This window comes from Nocardioides perillae (genome assembly GCF_013409425.1).
GTDB classification, from domain to species: domain Bacteria; phylum Actinomycetota; class Actinomycetes; order Propionibacteriales; family Nocardioidaceae; genus Nocardioides; species Nocardioides perillae.
Genome location: NZ_JACCAC010000001.1, coordinates 2,897,493 through 2,923,232, shown reverse-complemented (window position 1 = coordinate 2,923,232; position 25,740 = coordinate 2,897,493). Strand labels below are relative to the sequence as shown.

Annotated in this window: 25 protein-coding genes; 23 read left to right on the top strand and 2 right to left on the bottom strand. The window is 75.1% G+C overall.

Translation table 11 applies throughout. The features are described from left to right. The first annotated feature begins 22 nt into the window (after window positions 1-22). From smc to BJ989_RS13580, 17 genes are all read left to right on the top strand, one after another. Window positions 23-3,574: a chromosome segregation protein SMC gene (gene smc, locus BJ989_RS13660; protein WP_179518666.1), complete on the top strand. Its 3,552-nt coding sequence runs from the start codon at window positions 23-25 to the stop codon at window positions 3,572-3,574. Between the two features lie 31 nt (window positions 3,575-3,605). Next, window positions 3,606-4,064: an acyl-CoA thioesterase gene (locus BJ989_RS13655; protein ID WP_179518665.1), complete on the top strand. Its 459-nt coding sequence runs from the start codon at window positions 3,606-3,608 to the stop codon at window positions 4,062-4,064. 123 nt (window positions 4,065-4,187) lie between these two features. Then, window positions 4,188-4,433 carry a hypothetical protein gene (locus BJ989_RS13650; protein ID WP_179518664.1) on the top strand — a complete coding sequence of 82 codons (246 nt, stop codon included), beginning with the start codon at window positions 4,188-4,190 and terminating at the stop codon, window positions 4,431-4,433. Window positions 4,434-4,460: 27 nt separating this feature from the next. Continuing rightward, window positions 4,461-5,648 (top strand): signal recognition particle-docking protein FtsY, encoded by a 1,188-nt coding sequence (gene ftsY / locus BJ989_RS13645; RefSeq protein WP_179518663.1) that lies wholly within the window; start codon window positions 4,461-4,463, stop codon window positions 5,646-5,648. A gap of 165 nt (window positions 5,649-5,813) precedes the next feature. After that, on the top strand, window positions 5,814-7,118 hold the full coding sequence (locus BJ989_RS13640) for an ammonium transporter (protein ID WP_343049370.1): 1,305 nt from the start codon (window positions 5,814-5,816) through the stop codon (window positions 7,116-7,118). Next, a complete protein-coding gene (locus BJ989_RS13635; protein WP_179518662.1) occupies window positions 7,115-7,453 on the top strand; it encodes a P-II family nitrogen regulator in 339 nt (112 codons plus the stop codon). Before BJ989_RS13640 ends, BJ989_RS13635 begins: the two co-directional genes overlap by 4 nt. Window positions 7,454-7,571: 118 nt before the next feature. Next, window positions 7,572-9,821, top strand: coding sequence for a [protein-PII] uridylyltransferase (locus BJ989_RS13630; RefSeq protein ID WP_179518661.1), 2,250 nt, complete (start codon window positions 7,572-7,574; stop codon window positions 9,819-9,821). A 10-nt stretch (window positions 9,822-9,831) separates the two neighbouring features. Next, window positions 9,832-11,397, top strand: coding sequence for a signal recognition particle protein (gene ffh / locus BJ989_RS13625; RefSeq protein WP_179518660.1), 1,566 nt, complete (start codon window positions 9,832-9,834; stop codon window positions 11,395-11,397). Window positions 11,398-11,401: 4 nt separating this feature from the next. Next, window positions 11,402-11,776 carry a hypothetical protein gene (locus BJ989_RS13620; RefSeq protein WP_343049369.1) on the top strand — a complete coding sequence of 125 codons (375 nt, stop codon included), beginning with the start codon at window positions 11,402-11,404 and terminating at the stop codon, window positions 11,774-11,776. Between the two features lie 35 nt (window positions 11,777-11,811). Then, on the top strand, window positions 11,812-12,885 hold the full coding sequence (locus BJ989_RS13615; protein ID WP_179518659.1) for an amidohydrolase family protein: 1,074 nt from the start codon (window positions 11,812-11,814) through the stop codon (window positions 12,883-12,885). Window positions 12,886-13,066: 181 nt separating this feature from the next. Next, window positions 13,067-13,612 (top strand): 30S ribosomal protein S16, encoded by a 546-nt coding sequence (rpsP, locus tag BJ989_RS13610; protein WP_179518658.1) that lies wholly within the window; start codon window positions 13,067-13,069, stop codon window positions 13,610-13,612. Between the two features lie 2 nt (window positions 13,613-13,614). Beyond that, window positions 13,615-13,854: an RNA-binding protein gene (locus BJ989_RS13605; RefSeq protein ID WP_179518657.1), complete on the top strand. Its 240-nt coding sequence runs from the start codon at window positions 13,615-13,617 to the stop codon at window positions 13,852-13,854. Window positions 13,855-13,981: 127 nt separating this feature from the next. Further along, a complete protein-coding gene (rimM, locus tag BJ989_RS13600; RefSeq protein ID WP_179518656.1) occupies window positions 13,982-14,524 on the top strand; it encodes a ribosome maturation factor RimM in 543 nt (180 codons plus the stop codon). A gap of 4 nt (window positions 14,525-14,528) precedes the next feature. Then, complete coding sequence (gene trmD / locus BJ989_RS18850) at window positions 14,529-15,689, top strand: tRNA (guanosine(37)-N1)-methyltransferase TrmD (RefSeq protein WP_179518655.1); 1,161 nt, start codon at window positions 14,529-14,531, stop codon at window positions 15,687-15,689. A 206-nt stretch (window positions 15,690-15,895) separates the two neighbouring features. Beyond that, window positions 15,896-16,249: a 50S ribosomal protein L19 gene (gene rplS, locus BJ989_RS13590; protein WP_179518654.1), complete on the top strand. Its 354-nt coding sequence runs from the start codon at window positions 15,896-15,898 to the stop codon at window positions 16,247-16,249. A gap of 43 nt (window positions 16,250-16,292) precedes the next feature. Next, entirely contained in the window at window positions 16,293-17,138 is an 846-nt protein-coding gene (gene lepB / locus BJ989_RS13585; RefSeq protein WP_343049368.1) for a signal peptidase I, read from the top strand. An 18-nt stretch (window positions 17,139-17,156) separates the two neighbouring features. After that, window positions 17,157-17,849: a ribonuclease HII gene (locus tag BJ989_RS13580; RefSeq protein WP_179518653.1), complete on the top strand. Its 693-nt coding sequence runs from the start codon at window positions 17,157-17,159 to the stop codon at window positions 17,847-17,849. On the opposite strand, the gene BJ989_RS13575 is transcribed toward BJ989_RS13580, so the two are convergent. Both BJ989_RS13575 and BJ989_RS13570 read right to left on the bottom strand, forming a co-directional pair. Then, window positions 17,757-18,587: a YqjF family protein gene (locus BJ989_RS13575; protein WP_343049367.1), complete on the bottom strand. Its 831-nt coding sequence runs from the start codon at window positions 18,585-18,587 to the stop codon at window positions 17,757-17,759. The two genes, BJ989_RS13580 and BJ989_RS13575, sit on opposite strands and share 93 nt — an antisense overlap. Beyond that, complete coding sequence (locus BJ989_RS13570; RefSeq protein ID WP_179518652.1) at window positions 18,584-19,849, bottom strand: FAD-dependent oxidoreductase; 1,266 nt, start codon at window positions 19,847-19,849, stop codon at window positions 18,584-18,586. Before BJ989_RS13570 ends, BJ989_RS13575 begins: the two co-directional genes overlap by 4 nt. Before the next feature lie 87 nt (window positions 19,850-19,936). Between BJ989_RS13570 and BJ989_RS13565 the strand changes: the two genes are divergently transcribed. The 6 genes from BJ989_RS13565 to BJ989_RS18840 all read left to right on the top strand — a co-directional run bounded on the left by BJ989_RS13565 (window position 19,937) and on the right by BJ989_RS18840 (window position 25,714). Continuing rightward, window positions 19,937-20,245, top strand: coding sequence for a DUF2469 domain-containing protein (locus tag BJ989_RS13565; protein WP_179518651.1), 309 nt, complete (start codon window positions 19,937-19,939; stop codon window positions 20,243-20,245). A 204-nt stretch (window positions 20,246-20,449) separates the two neighbouring features. Next, complete coding sequence (locus BJ989_RS13560; protein ID WP_179518650.1) at window positions 20,450-20,863, top strand: TadE/TadG family type IV pilus assembly protein; 414 nt, start codon at window positions 20,450-20,452, stop codon at window positions 20,861-20,863. Continuing rightward, window positions 20,863-22,731 carry a pilus assembly protein TadG-related protein gene (locus BJ989_RS13555; protein WP_179518649.1) on the top strand — a complete coding sequence of 623 codons (1,869 nt, stop codon included), beginning with the start codon at window positions 20,863-20,865 and terminating at the stop codon, window positions 22,729-22,731. Before BJ989_RS13560 ends, BJ989_RS13555 begins: the two co-directional genes overlap by 1 nt. A 174-nt stretch (window positions 22,732-22,905) precedes the next feature. Continuing rightward, on the top strand, window positions 22,906-23,316 hold the full coding sequence (locus BJ989_RS13550) for a hypothetical protein (protein WP_218848819.1): 411 nt from the start codon (window positions 22,906-22,908) through the stop codon (window positions 23,314-23,316). Beyond that, window positions 23,313-25,274 carry a pilus assembly protein TadG-related protein gene (locus BJ989_RS18845; protein WP_179518647.1) on the top strand — a complete coding sequence of 654 codons (1,962 nt, stop codon included), beginning with the start codon at window positions 23,313-23,315 and terminating at the stop codon, window positions 25,272-25,274. Before BJ989_RS13550 ends, BJ989_RS18845 begins: the two co-directional genes overlap by 4 nt. Continuing rightward, window positions 25,271-25,714, top strand: coding sequence for a TadE/TadG family type IV pilus assembly protein (locus BJ989_RS18840; protein WP_179518646.1), 444 nt, complete (start codon window positions 25,271-25,273; stop codon window positions 25,712-25,714). The genes BJ989_RS18845 and BJ989_RS18840 overlap by 4 nt, the downstream gene beginning before the upstream one ends. The last annotated feature ends 26 nt before the right edge of the window (window positions 25,715-25,740 follow it).

Here is a 25,740-nt window from a genome sequence, read left to right as displayed (position 1 = left end):
CCTGCTGCGAGGGGACCCGACGTTGTACCTCAAGAGCCTGACGATGAAGGGCTTCAAGTCCTTCGCCTCGGCCACGACCCTCCAGCTCGAGCCTGGCATCACCTGCATCGTCGGGCCCAACGGCTCCGGCAAGTCCAACGTCGTCGACGCCCTCGCCTGGGTCATGGGCGAGCAGGGCGCGAAGTCGCTGCGCGGCGGCAAGATGGAGGACGTCATCTTCGCCGGCACCTCCGGCCGCCCGCCCCTGGGGCGCGCCGAGGTGCAGCTGACCATCGACAACACCGACGGCGCGCTGCCGATCGACTACGCCGAGGTCACGATCAGCCGCACGATGTTCCGCAACGGCGGCTCGGAGTACGCCATCAACGGCCAGGGGTGCCGCCTGCTCGACGTGCAGGAGCTGCTCAGCGACTCCGGCATCGGACGCGAGATGCACGTCATCGTCGGGCAGGGCCAGCTCGACTCGATCCTGCACGCGACGCCGGAGGACCGCCGCGGCTTCATCGAGGAGGCGGCCGGGGTCCTGAAGCACCGCAAGCGCAAGGAGAAGGCGCTGCGCAAGCTCGACTCCACCGAGGGCAACCTCACCCGGCTGCAGGACCTCCTGACCGAGATCCGCCGCCAGCTCAAGCCGCTCGGCCGCCAGGCCGAAGTGGCCCGCAAGGCACAGGTCGTGCAGGCCGACGTGCGCGACGCCCGGGCCCGCCTGCTGGCCGACGACCTGGTCCGTGCCCGCACCGCGCTCGAGCAGGAGATGGCCGACGAGTCCCTGCTGCTCGAGCGCCGCGCGCAGGTCGAGGCCGCGGTCGCCGAGACCCGCGCCGCCGAGGCCGCCCTGGAGGCCGGCCTGCGCGAGGACCTGCCGGCACTGGCCGCGGCGCAGGAGACGTGGTTCGCGCTCAGCGGCCTGCGCGAGCGGCTGCGCGGCACCGCCTCGCTCGCCGCGGAGCGGGTGCGCAACGCGCAGGCCGCGGCCCGCGAGGCCGAGAGCAGCGGGGGGCGCGACCCCGAGCAGCTCGAGGCCGACGCCGCCCGCTTCGCCGAGCAGGAGGCGCAGATCGCCGAGGAGGTGGCGGCGATGCAGGCGGCGCTGGCCGCGGCGGTGACGGCCAAGGGGCAGGCGGAGGAGGCGGCCGCCGACGAGGACAGGCGCGTCGCTGCCCTGCAGCGCGCGGCGGCCGACCGCCGTGAGGGCCTCGCCCGTCTGCACGGCAAGGTCAACGCGCTGCGCTCCCGCGCCGCGGCCGCCGACGACGAGGTGGGACGCCTCGGGCTCGCCCGCGAGGACGCGCTGGCGCGCGCCGCCCGGGCGCAGCGCGACTTCACCGCCCTCGAGACGAAGGTCGCCGGCCTCGACGCCGGCGAGGAGGGGCTCGACGCCGAGCACGAGGTGGCCGTCGGGCTCCTCGACGACGTCGTCGAGCAGCTGGCGAAGGTCCGCGAGGCGGCGCAGCAGGCCGACCGCGACCGCAGCGCCCTCGCTGCCCGCAAGGAGGCGCTCGAGCTCGGCCTCGACCGCAAGGACGGTGCGGGTGCGCTCCTGGCCGCCGGCGAGCGGGTCTCGGGCCTGCTCGGCTCCGCGGCTGCGCTGCTGCGCGTGCGTCCCGGCTACGAGGCAGCCGTCGCCGCGGCGCTGGGGCAGGCGGCCGACGCGGTCGTGGTGCGCGACCTCGACGCGGCGGTCGACGCCCTCGCCCACCTCAAGGGCGAGGACCTCGGCCGAGCGGGGCTGCTGCTGGGCGGGGCTCCCGCTGCGGCGCGCGACTGGCCTGCCCTGCCGGGCGGCGCGGCGTACGCCGTGGAGGTGCTCGAGGCTCCCGAGGAGCTGCGCGGCGCCGTCGACCGGCTGCTCGAGCGCGTGGCGGTGGTGCCGGACCTCGAGGCTGCCCGCGCCCTCGTCGCCGCGCTGCCCGACGTCACCGCCGTCACCCGCGACGGCGACGTGCTCGGCACCCACGCCGCGGCCGGCGGGTCGAGCGCCAAGCCCTCGCTGCTCGAGGTGCAGGCGGCGGTCGACGACGCCGCCGCCCGGCTCGCCGAGGCGAGCGCCACCGCGGAGCGCCTGGCCTTCGAGACCTCGCGCCTCGAGGCCGAGCGCGTCGACGCGCAGCGGCGCGTCGACGTGGCCCTGGCCCGGCTGCACGAGTCCGACGCCACCCTCGCCGCCGTCGCCGAGGAGCTCGGGCAGCACGGCTCGCAGGCCCGCGCGGCCCGCGGCGAGGCCGAGCGGCTCGCCGCGGCGATCACCCAGGCCGAGGAGGCCCGCGACCGCGACCTCGCCGGGCTGGCCGAGCTCGAGGAGCGGCTCGCCACGGCCGAGGCGGCGCCCGAGGAGGAGCCCGACACCGCACGGCGCGAGGAGCTGCTGGCCGCCGCCCGCGACGCCCGTCAGGGCGAGGTCGACAGCCGACTGGCGCTCCGCACGGCCGAGGAGCGCGCCAGGGCGCTGCACGGCCGGGCCGACGGCCTGCTGCGCGCGGCCCGACAGGAGCGCGAGGCCCGCGCCCGTGCCGCCGAGCGCCGCCGCCGGGTCGCCCGCGAGGGTCGCGCCGCCGAGGCGGTGGGGCTCGCGGTCGGCCACGTGCTCGAGCGCCTCGAGCTCTCGGTCACCGAGGCGGCCGAGGTCCGCGCTGCGGTGGAGGCCGCGCGGAAGGACCGCGAGGCCGAGCTGCTCGCCGTGCGCGCGCGGCTGCGCGACCTGGGGCGCGAGCACGACGAGCTCGTCAGCACGGTGCACCGCGACGAGGTGGCGCGCGCCCAGCAGCGGATGCGCATCGAGCAGCTGGAGGAGAAGGCCCTCGCCGAGCTCGGCCTCGAGCCCGACGGCCTGGTCGCCGACTACGGCCCCGAGCAGCCGGTGCCCTCCACTGCGCCGGTCGAGGAGGGCGAGGAGCCGGCGCCGCCCGTGCCCTACGTGCGTGAGGAGCAGCAGCAGCGCCTGCGCTCGGCCGAGCGGGCCCTCGCGGTGCTCGGCCGGGTCAACCCGCTCGCGCTGGAGGAGTTCTCGGCGATGGAGGAGCGCCACCGCTTCCTCACCGAGCAGCTCGAGGACCTCAAGCAGACCCGCAAGGACCTCCTCGACATCGTCCGCGAGGTCGACACCCGCGTCGAGCAGGTCTTCACCGAGGCGTGGGAGGACGTGCGCACCGCCTTCGACCACGTCTTCGCCCGGCTCTTCCCCGGCGGCGAGGGGCGGCTCCTGCTCACCGACCCCGGGAGCATGCTGACCACCGGCGTCGAGGTCGAGGCCCGCCCGCCCGGCAAGAAGGTCAAGCGGCTCTCGCTGCTCTCCGGCGGCGAGCGCTCCCTGGTGGCCGTCGCCTTCCTCGTCGCGCTCTTCAAGGCACGGCCCTCGCCCTTCTACATCCTCGACGAGGTCGAGGCCGCGCTCGACGACACCAACCTCGGGCGGCTGCTGCAGATCTACGAGGAGCTGCGCGAGACCTCCCAGCTGCTCGTCATCACCCACCAGAAGCGCACGATGGAGGTCGGCGACGCCCTCTACGGCGTCACCATGCGCGGCGACGGGGTCTCCGCGGTCATCAGCCAGCGACTGCGCGAGACCGCCTCCTGAGCCGGGCCCGGGCCTTGCGAGGATGGCGCCCATGAGCGCCGACGGCACGCGAGCCACCCGCCCCACCCGGTCCGACTACGTCGCGTGGCGCACGGTGACCACCCGCTGGCGCGACGACGACGCCTACGGCCACCTCAACAACGCCACCTACTACGAGCTGTTCGACACGGCCGTCAACGCCCACCTCTACGAGGCGACCGGCCTCGACGTGCGGTCGCTGCCGCAGATCGGCGTCGTCGCGGAGACCTCGTGCCGCTACTTCCGCGAGCTCGGCTTCCCCGAGCCGATCGAGACCGGGCTGGTCGTCGACAAGGTGGGGCGCAGCTCCGTGGTCTACCGCATCGGCCTCTTCCAGGGCGCCTCCGACGAGGCCGCGGCCGAGGGCCGCTTCGTCCACGTGTACGTCGACAACGCGCGCGGGGCGGGCGACCGTCCGGTGGCCCCGCTCCCGGACGCGATCCGCGCCGCCGTCGAGCCGCTCCTGCGCTGACGGGCCGCCCGGGCGGCCCCCGGGGGTGGTGTGTCCGACACCCCGCGCCGGGGTGGTCGGGGGGCGGGGCCGCGGTGGTTGACTGGCCGCGCCCGTCCGACCACGACTCTCGGGAGCCTGCTCGTGCTCACGCTCGTCCTGTCCATGCTGCTCATCACGCTGGTCGCCGGGGTGGTCGTCGCCTACGTCGCCTTCCCGCACCGCGGACGCCCGCTGCCGGCCGCGCCCTGGCTCGGCGACGCGTTGCGGCGCGGGGTCGACGCGCTGCCCACGGTCGCGGAGGAGGAGCGCGAGGCACCGGCGGCCCGGGCGCCCGCGCTCGTGCCGGCCCAGCGCGCCCCGCGGCAGGCCACCCGCGACCGCGGCTGAGCCGCGGCCCTCTGCCAGGATCGGACCATGGACCTCCTCACCGACTGGGCCACCGACTGGATCCTGCTGGTCGTCGGCATCGCCGTCCTCGGCGTCGCCGTCACCGTCGGCCTGCTCTCCGGAGCCCGGCGCCGCCGCCCGCCCGCCGGGCCCGGCACGGGGGTCGGCACCGGCACGCTGGCCCCCGAGCGCGAGGCGCCCCCGGCGCCCGGCCTGCCGCCGACCGACGAGGTCGAGGCCCCGGTCGCGGGGGACGTCGCAGCACCCGAGGCCCCGGCTGCGCCCACGCTGGAGCGCCCCGAGGGCACCGCGACCCGGCTGCAGCGGCTGCGCCAGCGGCTCGCCCGCTCCCAGGGCGGCCTCGGGCAGGGCCTGCTCGCGCTGCTCTCCCGCGACCGCCTCGACGAGGACACCTGGGAGGACATCGAGGACACCCTGCTGACCGCCGACGTCGGCGTCGCCCCCACGCAGGAGCTGGTCGGGCGCCTCCGCACTCGCCTGCGGGTCGAGGGGGGCGACACCGACGCCCGCCAGGTGCTGCGCGAGGAGCTCGTCGCGCTGGTCGACCCGGAGATGGACCGGCGCCTGCAGGTCACCGGCACCGACGGTCGTCCCGGCGTCGTGCTGGTCGTCGGCGTCAACGGCGCGGGCAAGACCACGACGGTCGGCAAGATCGGCCGGATCCTCGTCGCCGAGGACCACCGGGCGGTCATGGGGGCCGCCGACACCTTCCGCGCCGCGGCCGTCGAGCAGCTCGCGACCTGGGGCGAGCGCGTCGGGGTCGACGTCGTGCGCGGCCCCGAGGGCTCCGACCCGGCCAGCGTCGCCTTCGAGGCGGTCAAGCACGGCCTCGAGGCCGGGGTCGACACCGTCCTCGTGGACACCGCGGGCCGGCTGCAGAACAAGCAGGGCCTCATGGACGAGCTCGGCAAGGTCAAGCGCGTCGTCGAGAAGCTCGCGCCCGTGACGGAGGTGCTGCTCGTCCTCGACGCGACCACCGGCCAGAACGGCATGGTGCAGGCGCGGGTCTTCCGCGAGGCCGTCGACGTGACCGGCATCGTGCTGACCAAGCTCGACGGCTCGGCCAAGGGCGGCATCGTGGTCGCGGTGCAGCGCGAGCTGGGCGTGCCGGTCAAGCTCGTGGGCCTCGGCGAGGGCCCCGACGACCTCGCGCCCTTCGACGCCGAGGCGTTCGTCGACGCCCTGCTCGGCTGAGCGTTCACCGCACCGCAACGCAGGGCCGCCACCTGTAACACGGCCGCAACAGAGGCACCCGCGACCCGAAACCTCCCGCGGGCAGTGTCCGGTGCCACGGCCGGGGGGCTCCTCGACAGCGACGTCGAGCAGCCCGCCCCGGCACCCTGCACCCCGGGAGGTCCTGTGGACGGCTACTACGCCTTCATGCTCGTGGCGACGGCGTTCGTGCTGATGATGACGGTGCCCGCGCTGGCCCTGTTCTACGGCGGCATGTCGCGCTCCAAGTCCGTGCTCAACATGATGATGATGTCGTTCGTCGCTGCGGCGATCGTCGGCATCCTCTACGTCGCGGTCGGCTGGTCGATGGGCTTCGGCGGCGACGGCACCCTCTTCGCGAACCCCTTCGAGCTGCTGTGGCTCGACGGCGTCACCACCGACAGCTACATCTTCGTGATGTTCCAGATGACCTTCGCGATCATCACCACCGCCCTCATCTCCGGCGCCGTCGCCGACCGGATGAAGTTCTCCGCCTGGGTCGTCTTCGTGCCGATCTGGGCCCTGGTCGTCTACTTCCCGCTCGCCCACATGGTCTTCAGCTGCACCGACGACTCGCTCATCTGCGGGCGGATCGGCGCCCAGGACTACGCCGGCGGCACCGCGGTCCACATCAACGCCGGCGTCGCCGGCCTGGTCCTCGCCGTCCTGCTCGGCAAGCGCCTCGGCTTCGGCAAGGAGCCGATGCGCCCGCACAACCTCACCCTCACGATGCTCGGCGCGGGCATGCTGTGGCTCGGCTGGTACGGCTTCAACGTCGGCTCCATCGTCTTCACCGGCGAGACCGACGAGGCCAACGTCGCGCAGTTCATGTCCGAGACCGGTCGCACCTTCGCCAACACCACGCTGGCCACCTTCGCCGCCATCCTGGCCTGGCTCCTGGTCGAGCGCCTGCTCCACGGCAAGGCCACCTCGCTGGGCGCGGCCTCGGGCATCGTGGCGGGCCTCGTCGCCATCACCCCGGCCGCCGGTGCGGTCGACATCGGCGGCGCGGTCGCGATCGGGGCCGTAGCCGGTGCGCTCTGCGCCTGGGCCGTGGGCTGGAAGTTCAAGCTCGGCTACGACGACTCGCTCGACGTGGTCGGCGTCCACCTCGTCGGCGGCCTCGTCGGCACCGTGCTCATCGGCTTCTTCTCCACCGCCGAGGGTGCGGGCGGTGTCGACGGCCTCTTCTACGGTGGCGGTGCCGGGTCGCTGGTCGACCAGGTCCTCGGCGCCCTCGTGGCGATCGCCTACAGCGGCGTGCTGACCGCGGTCATCGCGCTGGCCATCAAGTTCACGATCGGCCTGCGGATCCCGGAGGAGTCCGAGGTCGAGGGCATCGATCTCGACCAGCACGGCGAGTCGGCCTACGACCTGCACACCAGCCTGTCCAGCGGCGGCAAGACCGGCCTGCTGGCCCCGAGCACCAAGACCGAAGGAGCCAACGCGTGAAGCTCGTGACCGCGGTGATCAAGCCGCACAAGTGGGAGGACGTCCGCGAGGCGCTCGAGACCTTCGGGGTCACCGGGATGACCGTCTCGGAGGTGAGCGGCTACGGCCGCCAGAAGGGCCACACCGAGGTCTACCGCGGGGCGGAGTACGACGTCGCGCTGGTGCCGAAGATCCGCCTCGAGATCGTGGTCGAGGACGCCGACGCCGACGACGTGGTCGGCATCGTGGTGAAGACCGCGCAGACCGGACGCATCGGCGACGGCAAGGTGTGGGTCACCCCGGTCGACACCGTCGTGCGCGTGCGCACCGGCGACCGCGACGCCGCGGCCGTCTGACAGCACGCCCGGGCCGGCGCCGGGACGAGGGTCCGCCCCCGTCCCGGCGCCGGCCCGGCGCGTGCCAGGACCCCCGACCTGACGCACCCCGACTGCCGCCCCCGAGCCAGGAGCGCCCGTGACCGCCGCCGAGAGGACCGCCCGCACCGAGGCCGCCGACGCCACGTGCCGCGCGGCGTACGACGGGTGCGGCGGTCCCGCGTCGGGCGTGGCCCTCGTGGCGCTCGGCGGCTACGGCCGGGGCGAGCTGGCCCCCCACAGCGACCTCGACCTGCTGCTCGTCCACGACGACGGCGTCGACCCGGGCATGTCGGCCGCAGAGGTGTGGTACCCGCTGTGGGACGGCGGCCACCGCCTCGACCACGCCGTGCGCTCGGTGGGGGAGACGGTGACCGCGGCCAGCGCCGACCTGAGGGTCGTGCTCGGGCTCCTCGACGTGCGCCACGTGGCGGGAGACCCCGGGCTCACGCTCCGGCTGCGCACGACGCTGCTCGCGCAGTGGCGCCGCGAGGCGCGCGAGCGGATCCCGCAGCTCCGCCCGCTGGTGCGCCGGCGGCACGAGCTGGCGGGCGAGCTGGCCCACGCCTCGGTGCCCGACCTCAAGGAGTCCGAGGGCGGCCTGCGCGACGCCACCGTGCTGCAGGCCCTGGTGGCGACCTGGCTCGTCGACGTGCCCCACGCCGACCTCGAGCGCAGCCGGCAGGCGCTGCTCGACGTCCGCGACGTGGTGCAGCAGCAGGCGGGTCGGGCGGTCGACCGGGTCGGGCCCGAGGCGTGGCGCGACCTGGCCGACGGACTCGGCCTGCGCGACGCCCGGGCCGCGCAGGTGCACGTGCGCGAGCACGGCCGCCGCGTCACCCACCTGTCGCGCCTGACCTGGCGCCGGGCGAGCGAGCTGGTCGAGCGCCGGTCGTCGCTGCGCGGCGCACGCCGCCCCGCACTGGTGCCGGTGGCCCCCGGGGTCGCGCTGTCGCGCGGCGAGGTGGTCCTCGACGCCCGCGCCCGCCCGGCGAGCGACCCGTTGCTGCTGCTGCGGGCCGCCGCCGAGGCGGCCGAGCGCGACGTGGTGCTCTCGCCGACGACGACGGCCCGCCTGGTCCGCGAGGCACCCCCGCTGCCCGAGCCCTGGTCGGAGGAGGCCCGTCGGCTCCTGGTGCGCCTGCTCGCGGCCGGGCGCGGCTTGCTCGAGGTGTGGGAGACCCTCGAGGAGACCGGGGCGCTCGCCCGGCTACTGCCGGAGTGGGAGGGCATCCGGCTGCTCCCGCACGCCTCGCCCATCCACCGGTTCACCGTCGACCGCCACGTCGTGGAGACCTGCGTCGAGGTCGCCTCCCTGATCCGCACCGTGGCCCGCCCCGACGTGCTGCTCGTCGCCGCGCTGCTGCACGACGTGGGCAAGGCGGAGGTAGGCGACCACAGCGTCGTCGGTGAGCCGGTCGCGCGGCGCGTGGCGACCCGCCTCGGCTTCGACCCTGCCGCCGTGGACCAGGTCGCCTTGCTGGTGCGCCACCACCTGCTGCTCGCGGAGACCGCGACCACCCGCGACCTCGACGACCCCGCCACGACCGCGCTCGTCGCCGACCGGGTGGGCGATCCGGAGACCCTCGCACTGCTCCTCGCGCTGACCGAGGCCGACGCCCGCGCGGCTTCCGCCCCGGCCTGGTCGAGCTGGCGGGCCGGCCTCGTGCGCCGCCTGGCCGCGCGGACCCGCGCCCACCTCGAGGCTCGGGCGGCCGGCGTCGCCACCCCGGTCGCGGTCGCCGACGACGTCGCGGTGCCCGACGAGGTGGTCCGCGACCCGCGCGAGGTGTGGGTCGGCGTCGAGCCGCACGAGGACCGAGCCCGGGTCACCGTCGTCTCCGGCGACCGGATCGGGCTGCTGGCCGACGCCGCGGCCGCGCTCGCGCTGCAGCGCTGCTCGGTGCTGGCGGCGCGGGCCTGGTCGCACGACGGGGTCGCCACCAGCGTCTGGGAGGTGCGTGACGACGGGTTGGTGCCCGCGGTGCTGCGCGAGCGGGTGCTCGCGGTGGCCGAGGGGCGGGTCGACCCCGCGGCGCGCCTGCGCCGCCCGAGCGGCGACCCCGCGCTGGCGCCGTCGGTGCAGGTGCGCCCGGAGGCGTCGCAGACCTCGACGGTGCTCGAGGTGCGCGCCGCCGACCGGCCGGGGGTGGTGTGGTCGGTGTGCCGGACGCTGGCCGACCTCGGGGTCGGGGTGCGCTCGGCCCACGTCGTGACCCTCGGCCCCCAGGCGGTCGACGTGTTCTACCTCGCCGGGCCCGCCGGCGGGCCGCTCGCACCGGAGGACGCCGACGCGATCGCCGAGGCCGTGCGGGCCGCCCTGTCCGAGGAGCCGTCCGGGACTCGTTAGGCTGACTCCCGTGTTCGCCACCCTCTCCGACCGCCTCGCCGCGACCTTCAAGGACCTCCGCGGGAAGGGTCGGCTCTCCGAGGCCGACATCGACGCCACGGCCCGCGAGATCCGGATCGCGCTGCTCGAGGCCGACGTCGCGCTTCCGGTCGTCAAGCAGTTCGTCGGCGCGGTCAAGGAGCGGGCGCGCAGCGAGGAGGTCAGCCAGGCGCTGAACCCCGCGCAGCAGGTCGTGAAGATCGTCGACGAGGAGCTCGTCGCAATCCTCGGCGGCGAGACCCGTCGGCTGCGCTTCGCCAAGCAGGGGCCGACGGTCATCATGCTCGCGGGCCTGCAGGGCGCCGGCAAGACGACGCTGGCCGCCAAGCTCGCGCTGTGGCTCAAGGAGCAGGGCAAGACCCCGCTGCTGGTCGCCTGCGACCTGCAGCGGCCCAACGCGGTCAAGCAGCTCCAGGTCAACGGCGAGCGCGTCGGGGTGCCGGTCTTCGCCCCCGAGCCCGGCAACGGCGTGGGCGACCCGGTCGGCGTGGCCCGCGCGTCGGTCGAGGAGGCCAAGCGGCGCCTGCACGACGTGGTCATCGTCGACACCGCCGGCCGGCTCGGCGTCGACGCCGAGCTCATGCAGCAGGCCGCCGACATCCGCGACGCGGTGCAGCCCGACGAGGTGCTCTTCGTCGTGGACGCCATGATCGGCCAGGACGCCGTCACCACCGCGCAGGCGTTCCTCGACGGCGTCGGCTACGACGGCGTCGTCCTCACCAAGCTCGACGGCGACGCCCGCGGCGGCGCCGCGCTCTCGATCGCCTCGGTCACCGGCAAGCCGGTCATGTTCGCCTCCAACGGCGAGAAGATGACCGACTTCGACCTCTTCCACCCTGACCGCATGGCCTCGCGCATCCTCGACATGGGCGACGTCCTCACCCTCATCGAGCAGGCCGAGAAGACCTTCGACGCCGAGCAGGCGATGAAGACCGCCGAGAAGCTCTCGGGCCGCGGCGGCGCCGACTTCACCCTCGACGACTTCCTCGAGCAGATGCAGCAGGTCCGCAAGCTCGGCTCGCTGTCGAAGATCATGGGGATGCTGCCCGGGATGGGCCAGTTCCGCGAGCAGCTCGAGAACTTCGACGAGCGCGAGATCGACCGGATCCAGGCGATCATCCAGTCCATGACGCCGGCCGAGCGGGCCGACCCGAAGATCATCGACGGCTCGCGCCGGGCCCGCATCGCGAAGGGCTCGGGGCGCCAGGTCTCCGACGTCAACCAGCTCGTCGACCGCTTCTTCGAGGCGCGCAAGATGATGTCGCAGCTCGCGCGCGGCGGTGGGATGCCCGGGATGCCGGGCATGCCCGGTGCGGGGATGCCCGGTGGCCCCAAGCGTGGCAAGGCCCAGAAGCAGCAGAAGAAGGGCAAGGGCGCGAAGCGGTCGGGCAACCCCGCGAAGGCCGCCCAGGAGGCCCAGCAGGCGGCCGCGCAGAAGTCGGCCGGCAACCCCTTCGGCCAGCAGGCTCCTGTCGACTACGAGCAGGCCGCGGCCGCGCTCGACCTGCCGAAGGACTTCTCGAAGTTCCTCAAGTGACCCCGTGGTGATCAGCACCCTGGTCGTCGACGCCGCCAACGTGGTCGGCAGCGTCCCCGACGGCTGGTGGAAGGACCGGGCGGGTGCGGCGCGCCGGCTGCACGAGCGGCTGCTCGTGGCCGACCTGCCGCACGACGAGGTCGTCCTCGTGCTCGAGGGGGCGGCGAAGGGCGGGGTCCCGGCCGGTCGCGACGTCCACGTCACGACCGTCCACGCTGCGCGCGACGGTGACCGGGAGGTGCAGGCGCAGGCCGCGGCAGCCGTCGAGCGGGGGGCACGGGTCACCGTGGTCACCGCCGACCGGGTCCTGCGCGGGCGCGTCGAGCAGCTCGGCGCCCAGCCGATGAGTCCCTCCTGGCTGCTGGACCAGCTCGGCTGAGCCGGGGTGGCCGGGGAGGGCGGTACGGTCCCGGCATGACCGCCCTGCGCATCCGCGGCCCCGTCCTGCCCGACGGGGAGCCCCGCGACCTCTACCTCGTCGACGGCCGGGTCACCCTCGAGCCGCAGGCCGGCGCCGAGACGGTCGCCGAGGGGTGGGTCGTCCCGGGCCTGGTGGACGCGCACTGCCACCTCGGCCTCGACGACGACGGCGCGGTCGACGACGCCGAGACCGAGCGGCAGGCGGTGCTCGACCGCGACGCCGGCGCGCTCCTCATCCGTGACTGCGGGTCCGCGGCCGACACCTCCTGGGTGCACGGTCGCGACGACCTGCCGCGGCTGATCCGCGCCGGACGCCACATCGCGCGCACCAAGCGCTACATCCGCGGCTACGCGCACGAGGTCGAGCCGGGCGACCTCCCGGCGTACGTCGCCCAGGAGGCGCAGCGCGGCGACGGCTGGGTCAAGCTGGTCGGCGACTGGATCAGCCGCGAGGAGGGCGACCTGCGGCCGTCCTTCCCGCCCGAGGTCTTCGCCGAGGCGATCCGGGTGGCCCACGAGCACGGCGCGCGGGTCACCGCGCACTGCTTCGGCTCCCAGGTGCTGCCGGGGCTGGTGGCGGCGGGCATCGACTGCATCGAGCACGGCACCGGGCTCACCCCCGACCTCGTGGAGGAGATGGCCACGCGCGGCACCGCGCTCGTGCCGACCGTCATGCAGCTCGACAAGTTCCCCCAGTACGCCGAGGCCGGCGCGGCGAGGTTCCCCGCCTACGCCTCGACCATGACCGACCTCCACGCCCGCCGCCGCGAGACGGTGATGGCCGCCCACGAGGCCGGCGTCGCGGTGTACGCCGGGTCCGACGGCGGCGGCGTGGCCCGCCACGGCAACCTGGCGGGGGAGGTCCTCGCGCTCGCCGAGATGGGGCTGGCGCCCGAGGAGGCCCTCGGGGCGGCGTCGTGGCGGGCCCGGTCGTGGCTGGGCTGGAACGCCCTGCTGGACGAGGGGGCGCCGGCCGACCTGGTGGTCTACCCCCGCGACCCGCTGGCGGACCTCGGCGTGCTCCACGAGCCGTCGCGGGTGGTGCTGCGCGGGGTGGTCGTGGCGTGAGCCCGCGGGCCGGCACGGCCGATTCGGCCTGGCCCACCCGCTCTGGCACAATGGCGCGCTGAGTCCTGGACGGCGCGGACCCCTCTCAGCCGCCCGCCCCAGGCCCTTCGAGCTCGGCCCCCTGGTCCCCACCCGGGTCAGCCGCGCTCACCACCACGAGTTCCGAGGAGACACCACAGACGTGGCCGTCAAGATCCGCTTGAAGCGCCTGGGCAAGGTCCGGGTGCCGCAGTACCGCATCGTCGTCGTCGACTCGCGCAAGAAGCGCGACGGCAAGGTGATCGAGGAGATCGGCAAGTACCACCCCAAGGAGGAGCCGTCCCTCATCGACGTCACCTCCGAGCGGGCGCAGTACTGGCTCGGCGTCGGTGCCCAGCCGACCGAGGCCGTCGAGGCGCTCCTCAAGGTGACCGGTGACTGGCAGAAGCACAAGGGCCTCCCCGGCACCGAGGGCACCCTGCAGGTCAAGGACGCCAAGCGCGAGAAGATCGACATCTTCAACGAGGCGCTGAAGGAGGCCGCGAACGAGCCCAAGGGCGGCGCGACCACCACCAAGAAGAAGGCCGAGAAGAAGGCCGAGACCCCCGCCGAGCAGGCCGCCGAGCTCGTCCCCGGCGTCGAGACCCCCGAGGGTGCGACCGAGGAGGCCGAGGTCCAGGAGGCCAAGGCCGTCGAGGCCGAGGGCCAGGCGCCCGAGGGCGCTGACGCCGACAAGGCCGAGGCCTGACCGTGCTGGCCGACGCGCTCGAGCACCTCGTCCGCGGGGTCGTCGACCACCCCGACGACGTCGAGGTGTCCGACAAGCAGCTGCGCCGCGGCTCCGTGCTGGAGGTCCGGGTGCACCCCGACGACCTCGGCAAGGTGATCGGTCGCGGGGGCCGCACGGCCACCGCCTTCCGCACCGTGGTCTCGGCCCTCGCGGGCCGTGGCGGTGCGCGCGTCGACTTCGTCGACGTCGACCGTCGCTGACCAGCGCTCCGCACGTGCACGCACGGGTGCCGCCCCACCGGGGCGGCACCCGTTCGTCGTCCCGGCCCAGCCCCGGCCCAGCCCCAGCACCAGCACCGCACCCCCCGACCGGAGGAGACACCGCGCCATGGCAGAGACCGTCGACGTCGTCGTGGGCCGCATCGGCAAGCCGCACGGCATCCGCGGCGAGGTGACCGTCGACGTGCGCACCGACGAGCCGGAGCGGCGCTTCGCGCCCGGGGCGGTGCTGCGGGGCGTGCGCCCGGAGACCCCGACCCGCTCGCTCACCGTGACCTCCACCCGGGTGCACCAGGGCACCTTGCTCGTGGTCTTCGCCGAGCTGGGCGACCGCGACGCCGCCGAGGCCGCGCGCGGCACGGTGCTGCACGTCGACGTGCCGGCCGACGCGGTGCCGGAGGACCCCGACGAGTTCTACGACCACCAGCTCGAGGGCCTCGCGGTCGAGGACCTCGACGGTCGGCCGCTGGGCGAGGTGACCGGGCTCGTGCACGGCGGCGCCCAGGACCTGCTGCAGGTGCGCACCCCCGACGGGCGGGACACGCTCGTGCCGTTCGTCAAGGCACTCGTGCCCGAGGTCGACCTCGCCGGTCGGAGGGTCGTGGTCGCGGACCGCCCGGGCCTCGTGGCCCCGCTGCCCGAGGACGCCTGAGCCGGTGCGGGCCGACGTCGTCAGCATCTTCCCCGACTACCTGCGCCCCCTCGAGCTGTCCCTGCCCGGCAAGGCGCAGCAGAAGGGCCTGCTGGACCTCCGGGTGCACGACCTGCGGCAGTGGACCCACGACCGCCACCGCACCGTCGACGACACCCCCTACGGCGGCGGCGCGGGCATGGTGATGCGGCCCGAGCCGTGGGGGGAGGCGCTCGACGCCCTCGAGGTCGAGGGCGCCACCGTCGTGGTGCCGACCCCCAGCGGCCGCCCCTTCACCCAGGCGATGGCCCGCGAGCTGGCCGGCCGCGACCGCCTGGTCGTGCTCTGCGGGCGCTACGAGGGCATCGACGCCCGCGTCCTGGAGCACGCCGCGGCGCGCACCGAGCTGCTCGAGGTCTCCCTGGGCGACTACGTGCTCAACGGTGGCGAGGTCGCCGCACTGGCGCTGCTCGAGGCCGTCGTCCGGCTGCTGCCGGGCTTCATGGGCAACCCTGCCTCGCTGGTGGAGGAGTCCCACGAGGACGGCCTGCTCGAGTACCCCGTCTACACCAAGCCCGCCGCGTGGCGCGGGCTCGAGGTGCCGGCCGTGCTGCTCAGCGGCGACCACGGCGCGATCGCCGCCTGGCGCGCTGCGCAGTCGCGCCGGCGCACGGCCGAGCGGCGCCCCGACCTGCTGACCGCCACCACCGCGCCCGGCGAGCTCCTGGTGCGCCCCGCCGTGCGCGCCGACGCCGGCGAGCTGCTGACCCTGCAGCGCGCCTGCTGGCTCACCGAGCAGCAGGAGAACCCCGGGGTGCACATCCCGGCGGCCCACGAGACGCTCGCCGAGGTCGTCGACGGCCTCGCCGCCTGGTCGACGTACGTCGTGCGCGACGGCGCCCGCCTCGTCGGCTCCGTGCGCGCGCGCCCGGAGGTCGCGGGGTCGACGGTCTGGGAGGTCGGACGGCTGATGGTCGCGCCGGACCGGCAGGGCGGGGGCCTGGGCCGTCGCCTCCTCGAGCACGCCCTCGACGTCGCCCCCGACGCGGTGACGTCCTACCGGCTGCTGACGGGACGGGGGAGCGTGCGCAACCACCGCCTCTACCGGGCGGCAGGCTTCCGGGCGCGGCCCGAGCTCGACGCGCCCGACGGCGCCGTGTGGTTCACCCGCCCGCGCCGACGATGATTTCGGTGCGGTCCGGGCGTTGTGGCAGACTTGCCGACCGGTCCAGCCGGTCAAACCCGGACCCTCCCGAGGACCTGCTCCGGCAGGGGGGTCTGCGCCGCGCTCCTGCCACAGGGGGTGCGCAGCGCCGCCGGCCTCGTGCGCTGGACCGCCACGCAGACACGATCCCCGCACACGGTTGACCTGTGGCACCCGTGAGGAGAGACATGACCAACCACCTGATCGCCGAGATCGGCAACGCGGCGAAGCGCGACGACGTCCCCGACTTCCGCGCCGGCGACACCCTCAAGGTCCACGTGAAGGTCGTCGAGGGCAACCGCTCCCGCGTCCAGGTCTTCCAGGGCGTGGTGATCCGCGTCCACGGCTCCGGCATCGGCCGCACCTTCACCGTGCGCAAGGTGTCCTTCGGCGTCGGCGTCGAGCGCACCTTCCCGCTGCACTCCCCGATCTTCGAGCAGATCGAGGTCGTCACCCGCGGTGACGTGCGCCGCGCCAAGCTCTACTACCTGCGCAACCTGCGCGGCAAGAAGGCGAAGATCAAGGAGCGTCGCGAGGCCTGAGGCCCCCGCACCGGCTCGACCGGTCGCTCGTTAGGCTCTGGCGGTGACCACCTCGGACCGCGACTCCACCCCCGCCCCCGGCACTCCCGGCGGCGCACCGGGGGAGGGGTCGCGGTCCGCTGCGTCCCGCCCCGCGTCGCGTGGTGACCGCCAGGCGCGCCGCCCGCTGCCGCTGTGGCAGGAGACCGTGCTCCTGCTCGGCATCGCGGTGCTGCTCGCGGTCGTCATCAAGGCGCTCTTCCTCCAGGCCTTCTACATCCCCTCGGAGTCGATGGAGCCCGGGCTCGTGCGCAACGACCGGATCCTGGTGCAGAAGGTGTCCTACTGGGGCGACGGCGGCCCCCAGCGCGGCGACGTCGTGGTCTTCGAGGACCCGGGTGGCTGGCTCAACGCGGTCGAGGCGGCCGGCCCGACCAACCCCGTCTCGCGCGTGCTCTCGGCCATCGGGCTCTACCCGACCGGCGGGCACCTCGTGAAGCGCGTCATCGGGGTCGCGGGCGACACCGTGACCTGCTGCGACGGGCAGGGCCGCATCCGGGTCAACGGCGTGCCCCTCGAGGAGCCCTACGTCAAGGACGACCCGAGCTCGCCGTGCAACGGGCCGATGACCGGCACCTGCGACTGGACCGCCGGGCCGGTGCCCGAGGGCCACGTCTTCGTGATGGGCGACAACCGGCGCAACTCCGCCGACTCCTCGCGCCGCATCTGCCGCGACGACCAGACCGAGTGCGTGCCCGGGCGGGAGTTCGTGCCGGTCGACCTCGTCGTCGGCAAGGTCTTCGTGCTCGCGTGGCCGGCGTCGCGCTTCGAGTGGGTGGAGCGGCCGGCCCAGACCTTCGCCGACGTGCCCGAGGGTTCCCAGGACGGGGCCGCCGGGCAGGGTCGGTGACGGGCCGGTGAGCCCGCGGTGAGCGTGCTGCCCCGCGGGGCGACGGTGCGGCGCGACGCCGGGCTCTACGGCTACGAGCGGGCACTGCGGCGCACCGGTCTCGACCCGGTCGCCGGCGTCGACGAGGCCGGCCGGGGCGCGTGCGCCGGCCCGCTGGTGGCCGCGGCCGTCGTGCTGCCGGCCGGCAAGGCCGGGGTCGTGCCCGGCCTCGCCGACTCCAAGCTGCTCACCGAGCGGGCGCGCGAGCGCTGCTACGAGCAGGTGGTGCGCCGAGCTGCGGCCTGGTCGGTGGTCGTCGTCGGACCCGAGGAGTGCGACCGGCTCGGCATGCACGTCGCCAACGTCGAGGCGCTGCGCCGCGCCGTCGCGCTGCTCGACGTGCGGCCCGCCTACGTGCTGACCGACGGCTTCCCGGTCGACGGGCTCGGCGTGCCGGGGCTCGCGGTGTGGAAGGGCGACCGCGTCGCGGCCTGCATCGCCGCCGCGTCCGTCGTCGCGAAGGTCACGCGCGACCGGATCATGGCCGAGCTCCACGGGCAGTGGCCCGCCTACGACTTCGCCGTCCACAAGGGCTACACCACCGACCTGCACCAGGAGGCGCTGCTGCGCCACGGCCCGTCACCGGTGCACCGGTGGCGCTTCGTCAACGTGCGCCGCGCCGCGGGCCTCGAGCCGCTGGGGGAGTCCGAAGCGGGTGCGCACCCCGGGTGAGAAGAGCACCGAGTCGGGTGCACGGCCTCCGGCGTCCAGTCCCGGGAAGCCGGCCGCGGCCAGCAGCCCCGGTGCGCCGACCGGGTCCTCGAGCCCGGTGACGCGGGCGCGGTGCAGCGGCCAGGCGGCGTGGGTGTTGGGCACCCACCAGCTGCGTCCTGCCACCGTGGTGTGCAGCCCGAAGCGCGCCGTGAGGAAGACCTCCAGGTCGCCGGGCGCGGACAGTGGCTCGCGCACCTCGAGCTCCAGGCGGCCGCCGGCGCCGCGGGGGCGCTCGCGGCGCGACGTCGCGTAGGCGACGCGGTCGCCCACCCGGTCGGGCCGCCCGGAGGGCCGGTGCTCGAAGCGCATGCGCGCCCACCGGTAGGGCGTGCCGAAGACCGCTCGGGCCCCTGCGACCGCCGCGAGCCGCTCGCAGTCCAGCGAGCAGAAGACCACCCCGTGGCGCCCCTGCTCGTCGACGGAGTAGGTGCGCACGTTGGTCTCCAGGAAGGTGCCGAGCCAGGGCACGGGTGGGCCGGCGCCCACGGCGGCGTCGAGCATCCGGAAGGGCACCAGGCCCACCCAGGCCGACCCGTCGAAGAGGTCGGGGCGCACACCGTGCGGCAGCCACGGCGTGACGAGGCCCGGGTCGACGCGCCAGTGGACGAAGGCCAGGTCGTGCCACCACTGCGACATGAGGGCGCGACCCCGCAGCGGCGGGCCCTCGGGGTCGAGGCGCGGTCCGGCGCCGCTCACCGAGCACCCGCGGTGACGTGGGCGAGGGCGGCCCGGGCGGCCCGGCGTCCGGAGACCAGGGCGCCCTGGATGGACCCGGTGTCGCGGTGGTCGCCGGCGACCAGCAGGCCGCCCCCGAGGTCGACCTCCCGGCGGTGCCGCAGCGGGGGCGGGGCAGCCGGCAGCGCGTGCGGCACGTCGTGGCGCACGACCACCTCCCAGGTGTCGGTCGGTCGCTGCCACAGTGCGGCGAGGTGTCGGCGCACCTCGTCCTCCCGTGGGGCCGCGCCCGCGCCGAGCAGGGCCGTCGCCGCCACGAGCGGTCGGCCCGCGGGCGCGTAGGTCGGGGCCCACGCCGAGACCACGGTGGTGTTGATCACCGGGCCCCCGCGCGTGCCGTCGACGCGCAGGAAGGGCGACGACGACACGGGCTCCGGTGCGGTGAACCACCACGTCGCCAGACCCCGGGTCGCGGGCTCGGGCTGCTCGGTGAGCGCGGCGGCCGCTCGGGGGTCGGTGGCGACGACCACCGCGCGCGCCCGCCACGTGCCGTGCGCGGTGAGCACCTCGACGGCGTCGTCGCGGCGGCGTACGCCGTGGGCGGGGTGGGCGAGTCGCACCGGCTGCGCGAGCCGACGGGCGAGCTGCTCGGGCAGGGCCTGCATGCCGGCCGCGGGGAGCCCGGGCGTGGCGAGCGCGAAGCTGCGGAGCAGCAGCCGCGCGAACCGCTCGGAGACCTGAGCGGGGTCGTCGGCCACCACCCCGGTGAGGAAGGGCTCGAGCACCTCGCGCCGCAACCGGTCGCGCGACCCGCGCAGGCCGGCCGCGTCGAGCGCCGCGCCGAGGGTGCGGTCGGGCCGGCGCAGCAGCCGGTCGACGGAGCCGAGTGCAGGTGCGGCCCAGCGGCCCAGCCGCACCAGCTCGCCCGGGCGCACGAGGCCGCTGGCCAACGTCGCCGGCAGGTCGCGCGGGTGCCGCGTCGGGTCGGCCAGCCGTGCGACGCCGCTCGGGCGCAGCACCTCGACGCCGCGGCCCGCGACCTGCAGCGCGAGGGCGTCCAGGTCGACCAGGGCCCGGGCGGCCGGGTAGCTCGGGTTCAGCAGCTGGAAGCCGCGGTCGCAGCGGAAGCCGTCGACGACGTCGGTGCGGACCCGGCCGCCGACGGCGTCGGATGCCTCGAGCACCTCGACGGCGACACCGTGCCGCTGCAGCTCGACCGCGCACGCCAGACCGGCGAGCCCGGCCCCGACCACGACGACCTCGGCTGCCTGCGTCCCCGCCACGTCCACCAGGGTGCCAGTCGGGTGGTCGGACCCGTGGCGCCGTGACGTGCAGGGCACAATGAGCCGTCCGACGACGCGGGAGGTGGCATGGGCGCCGAGGAGCTCGAGCAGTACGAGGCGGAGATGGAGCTCCACCTCTACCGCGAGTACCGCGACGTCTCGCGGATCTTCAAGTACGTCGTCGAGACCGACCGCCGCTTCTACCTGTGCAACCAGGTCGACGTGAAGGCCCGCACCGAGCAGGGCGACGTGTTCTTCGAGGTCTCCATGAGCGACGCCTGGGTGTGGGACGTCTACCGCCCGGCGCGCTTCGCGAAGAACGTGAAGGTGCTGACCTTCAAGGACGTCAACGTCGAGGAGCTCACGCCCGCCGAGATGGACCCGCCGGAGGCCTGACCCGGGCCTCCCCGCCGACGCTCCCGCAGCCTGCGGTCTGGACCAGCGGACCACCGGTCCGGGCCGAAGGTCCCGATCCGCGGACGGGACGCCCCCTGCTCCCTAGCATCGAGGCACGGGATCACCTGGGGAGGGACTCGCATGCTGGTGGGGATCAGCGCACACGCACGCCTCGGCGCGCGCCGACGACGTCGAGCGCGCGGCGTGGACGGTGAGCGCGGCGCGGCCGCGGTGGAGTTCGGCCTCGTGCTGATCCCGCTCTCGCTGATCCTCTTCGGCATCATCAGCTACGGCTACATGCTGAGCTTCCGCCAGGCAGTGAGCCAGGCGGCGGCCGAGGGTGCCCGGGCCGCGGCGGTCGCGCCGCCCGCCACCACCGACGCCACGCGCACGACCGACGCGCGCACCGCGGTGGAGAGCGCGCTGGCCTCCTACGGTCTCACGTGCGGCAGCGGGCCGCTGGTGTGCACGGTGGTGCGCAGCACCACCTGCACGACGTGCTTCGAGGTCACGGTCGACTACGACTACGAGGCGGAGCCGCTGACGCCGGTCTTCCCGGGCCTGGGCATCGTCATGCCCGACCACCTCGTCTACACGGCGAGCGCCGAGGTCAGCTGATGGTCGGCCGGGCCCTGCGCCGGCGGCGCCGCGACGAGCGGGGCGGGGTGCTCGCGCTGGTCGCCGTCATGGCGAGCGTGCTGCTGGTCATGGCGGCCTTCGCCGTCGACCTCGGCATGCAGCGGGTCGCCCGTCGCGACATGCAGGCCGTCGCCGACATCGTGGCGCTCGACCTCGCCCGGCTCCTCGACGGCCGCACGGCCGCGCAGATCACCGCGGGGGACGCGACCCACGACCCGCTGCAGGTGGCCCTGGGCAAGAGCGTGGCCCGCAACGACGACCTGACGCTCGGTGACCCGCCCCAGGTCACCGCCACGCTGGTCGACGTCGACGCGCTCACCGGCGAGCCCGTCCGGCTCGCCTCGGGCGCCCTCGCTCCGGTGCCGTCCGGTGCCGAGCCCGACGGGGTGCTCGTCGAGGCCGCGACGTCCGTCGACTTCGGCTTCGCCCCGGGCAGCGGTGGCGCGCAGCGCACGGCGCTGGCGAACGCCTCGACCTTCGCCTGCTTCCGGCTCGGGTCCTTCGCCGCGGCGCTCAGCTCCGGCGACGCGGCGGTGCTCGGCGTCTTCGAGGCAGCCGTGCAGGACGCGCTCGGCCTGAACCTCAAGGCCGTGGGCTACCAGGGCCTGCTGCAGACCTTCGTGGACCTGCCCCTCCTCGCCGCGGAGCTGGGGGCCGGCACGACCGACCAGCTCGCCGCCCTGCCGGCGGTCAAGGTGGCCGACCTGCTGGCCGCCTCCGCCCGCGTGCTGGGCCAGGACGGGGACACCGCCGCGCAGGGCACCGTGCTGCAGATGTCCCAGCAGATGTCGCAGACGCTCCGGGTGGACGTCGCAGACGTGCTGGCGGTGGGTGCCGGCTCGGTCCTCGAGGGGCGCGTCAACCTCGTCGACCTGCTCGGCTCGGCGGCCCTCGGCGTCGCCGCCGAGGTGTCCAACGGCAACAACTTCCTCGACACCGGGGTGGCCTGGGCCGCGCCGCACGTCAGCAACGGCACCATCGCCCTCCGCGCGATCCAGGCGCCGCAGCAGGCCTGCGGGCTGCTGGGCCAGGCGGAGGCGCGCACCGCGCAGGTCGAGGTCGCGGCCGACCTCGGCTTCGCGCTCCCGAACAAGGTGGGCCTCGGCTCGCTCGGCTCGCTCGACGTCGGCATCCCCTCGGACCCGACGAGCAAGGCCGGCACGCTGAGCGTCCGTGCGGAGCTCGGCAGCGCCACGGGCCGCCTCGTCTCTGCACGGTGCGGCGAGGGGACCGTCGCCGACCCGGACACGATCGGTGTCCAGGTGCAGAGCGGACTGCTCACCACCTCGGTGTCGCTGCCGCTGCGGGTCACCGGCACCCTCGACACCGGCACGACGAGCTCGCTCCTCCCGAGCGGCACGCTGGACTCCGTGCTGTCCTCGCTCGGGCTGCTGCTCGGCGTGGTGGGCAAGGTCGAGGTCGTGCTGGACCTGCGCCTGCGCAACACCGCGAGCGTCACCACGCCGGCCCAGGCGGCCGCGTCGCCGACGCTCTACGTCGCACCGCCGCGCACCTACCTCGACGCCGAGCCGTCGACCACGGCGGGTCCCGTGGCCCTGCCGAGCCCGTCGGTCGTGCTCGACGCGACCGGCAGCTCGGCCTCGGTGCGGGTCACCACGCTGCTGGGTGCGGTGCGGGTCGAGGCGGTGCCGGTCGGGCAGCTCAACCTGACCGGGTTGCTGTCCGCGGTGAGCAGCAGCGTCGTCGGCACCTCGACCGCGGCGGTCGTCGCCAACGTGAACCAGGCCCTGGTGCCGCTCTCCCGCCTCCTCGGGGTCCGGGTCGCCGGGGCCGACGTGCTGGGGGTCGCGCCGCCGGCCTGCGGCCACCCCCGACTCGTCGGCTGACGAACCTTCAAGAAACCCTCAAGACCCACCGCGGTCCGCCGATGGGGTGGGCCTCAGGCCCGCACCCGCGGGCCGACGCGGCGGGGCACGCGTCACCACTCGGGACGTGGCGGAGGAGCGAGAATGGCGCGGAGGTGCGCGCGTCGACGACGCGAGCAGCGTGGTGCGGTCGCGGTGGAGGCCGGCCTGGTCTCGGCCGTGCTGCTGCTGCCGCTGCTGCTCGGCACCCTCCAGCTCGGGCAGTACCTCTGGGGTGCCCAGCGCATCGACGCGGTCACGCCCGGCGTGCCGGTCGGCTTGGTGGTCGGCGTGTTCACCTGCGACGCGCTCGAGGCCGAGGTGGCCGCGGCCGTGGCCGCCACCGTCGTCGACCTCGGGCTCGGCGTCGACCTCGACGCCGACGACGTCGAGGTGCAGGTGGTCGACGTCGACCCGGTCGTCGGCGCGACGGTCCAGGTGCACCTGGAGGTGCCGACCACCGGCGGCCTGGCCTCGCTGCTGCCGCTGCCCGGCGGCGGTGCCCTGGTCACCGACTTCAGCCAGCGCCTGGACGACGTGACCCTGAGCGAGGGGAGCTGCGGGTGAGCCCGGCTGGGCGCGGCGCCCATCGGCCGCGCGACGAGCGCGGGGCCGTCGCGGTCTTCACCGCGGTGGTCAGCGTCGTGCTGATGGTCGTCGCCGGCCTCGCCGTCGACCTCGGCAACACCTGGGCCCGTCGCGGTCAGCTCCAGGTGCAGGCGGACCGCGCCGCGGTCTTCGCCTCGCAGTTCCTCCCCGCGCACACCGACGCCCAGGAGGCGGTCGTCGCGCAGGCCGTGGCGTGGTACCTCGCCTGCAACCCCGTGCCCGGCCAGCGCGAGATGCACCCCGAGATGCCGGTCTGCCCGACCGACGTCCGCGCGGTGACCACCGCGGCGTACGCCGGTCGGTTGCTCGACGCGGTCGCGGGCCCCGCCGGCTCGGTGAGCTTCCCCGCGCCCAACCAGGTGTCGGTGACGACGCCCACGGCACGCGTGGAGTTCGGCCTCGGCCGCGCGGCCGGCGCGGAGGGCACCGAGCAGCAGAAGCGGGCCACGGCCCGGGTCAACAGCCCCGGGCCGCTCGCCCCGATGGCGCTGTCGATCGACTGCCTCCTCGACGCCGGCGGCAGCCTGCTGAGCGGCGTCCTGCCGTTCGGCTACGTCTCGACCACGCACAAGGGTGGCGGGGGTGCCACGCCCACCGTCACGACGACCTGGCCCCTCGCCGCTGCGGCGCCGCGGCTCAACGGGTTGGTGCCCGGACGCGTGACCCAGCAGCTGACCGGCACCCCGCCCAGCGTCGCGGTGAGCGGCAGCGAGTGGCCGGAGCTCCTGCCCGGTCAGCGCTTCGCGGTCGCCTTCGCCCGCGGCAGCGGCCTGGCGCGGGTCGAGGTGCAGGTGCCCGGCACGCTCGTCCTCGACGGCGGGCGCAACCGCCGCCGCCTCGGCCAGGTCAGCGTGACCCTGCCCGCCGTCGTCGCGTCGACCGCGGGCGAGTGGCAGGTCAAGGTGGTGACGCAGACGGTCGTCGGCAGCACCGTCACCTCCACGGCGTACTCCTCCGACACCTCCGCGGTCGACGTGGACCCCGTCCTGGCCGGAGCGACGCCGGTCTCCTGCGGGCGGCTGCTCAAGAGCCCGCGGGCAGGCACGCAGGCCAACGCCAACTTCCCGCTCAACTTCCAGCACGGCATCGACCACCTCATCGACTCCTGGCCGGCCGCGGTGCCGCAGGGCGCGCTCGACGGGGCCCTGCTGCGCCAGGTCGCGAGCGGTGCCGCCTGCTCGGGGTCGAACGGCGTCAGCGTCACCGACACCAACGGCAACCACCACGGGGACGTGCCCAACTGCGTCGTCACGATGATGAGCAACGCCTACGAGGCGGGCTTCCACGACGGGTTGGTCGGCCCGGCCGGGCGCCTGACCTGCACGCAGAGCGCGCCCTGCCGACCCGGCGAGAGCGTGCTGGTCGACGGTCGACTCGTCAACGACGACGAGCTGCTCGACTTCGTGCGCGTGCCCTCCCTGCTCACCCCGGCGACGTTCTCCGACACCGGCCGCTACCTGAGCCGGGACGCGCCGGTGACCCCCACCAGCGTCTTCGACCGGTCGATCTACGACTCCCACCGCTTCATGTGGGTGGCGGTGGTCTCGACCCTCGGGGCCACCTCGGCGGTGCAGGCCGGGGACTACCCCGTGCTGACCTTCCGTCCCGTGTTCATCACGGGCCCGGAGGCCTTCACCGACCTGCCGCTGCTCGACCCGGCCTCGATCCTGGGCCTGCCGGGCCTGCAGCCTGCGATGGCCACCGTCATCACCACGATCGACACCGCCATGCGCGAGCTGCTGCAGGCCGGGGTGACGGAGCAGGACGGCCTGCTCTTCGACTCCTCGGGCCGCCTCAGCGCCGTGCGCTTCGTGACGATCTCGCCGGACGCGCTCCCGGCCGTCCCGGCGGACTACACCGGGCCCGAGGCGGAGTACGTCGGCGTGGGCCCCCGCATCGTCAGGCTGGTCGAGTGAGGGCCCGGGTGGGGGAGAGGCAGCGGGACGCACGCGGTGCCGCGGTCGTCGAGATGGCGCTGGTCTTCCCTGTCGTGGTGCTGCTCGTCTTCGCGGTCGTCCAGTACGGCTACCACTACTGGGCGCTCAGCACCGCCGCGGCCACCGCTCGCGAGGCCGCCCGCCAGCTCGTGGTCGGCACCGACCCCACGTGCGTGCGCGAGGAGGCGCTGGCGAAGCTCGCCTTCCCCCACGTCGGGTCGGGCGACCCCCGCATCCGGATCGCCTACGGCCTGCCGGCCTCGGAGACGGCCCCCGCGGTGCGCGGGGAGCTGGTGACCGTCACGGTCTGGGTCGACTCGCTCGACGTGGGCCTCGTGCCCGTGCCGGACGGTGGCGCGATCGTGGAGAGCGCCACCAACCGTGTCGAGAACGTGCCTGTCGACGCCCTCGACTGCTGACGACCGCGTCCGACGCTGCGCCACCC

Coding starts and splice junctions, on each gene's coding strand:
- rplS (WP_179518654.1), top strand. CDS start 15,896: ATGACCAACCACCTGATCGCCGAGATCGGCAACGCGGCGAAGCGCGAC.
- BJ989_RS13555 (WP_179518649.1), top strand. CDS start 20,863: ATGGTCGGCCGGGCCCTGCGCCGGCGGCGCCGCGACGAGCGGGGCGGG.
- ftsY (WP_179518663.1), top strand. CDS start 4,461: ATGGACCTCCTCACCGACTGGGCCACCGACTGGATCCTGCTGGTCGTC.
- rimM (WP_179518656.1), top strand. CDS start 13,982: ATGGCAGAGACCGTCGACGTCGTCGTGGGCCGCATCGGCAAGCCGCAC.
- BJ989_RS13655 (WP_179518665.1), top strand. CDS start 3,606: ATGAGCGCCGACGGCACGCGAGCCACCCGCCCCACCCGGTCCGACTAC.
- BJ989_RS13615 (WP_179518659.1), top strand. CDS start 11,812: ATGACCGCCCTGCGCATCCGCGGCCCCGTCCTGCCCGACGGGGAGCCC.
- BJ989_RS13565 (WP_179518651.1), top strand. CDS start 19,937: ATGGGCGCCGAGGAGCTCGAGCAGTACGAGGCGGAGATGGAGCTCCAC.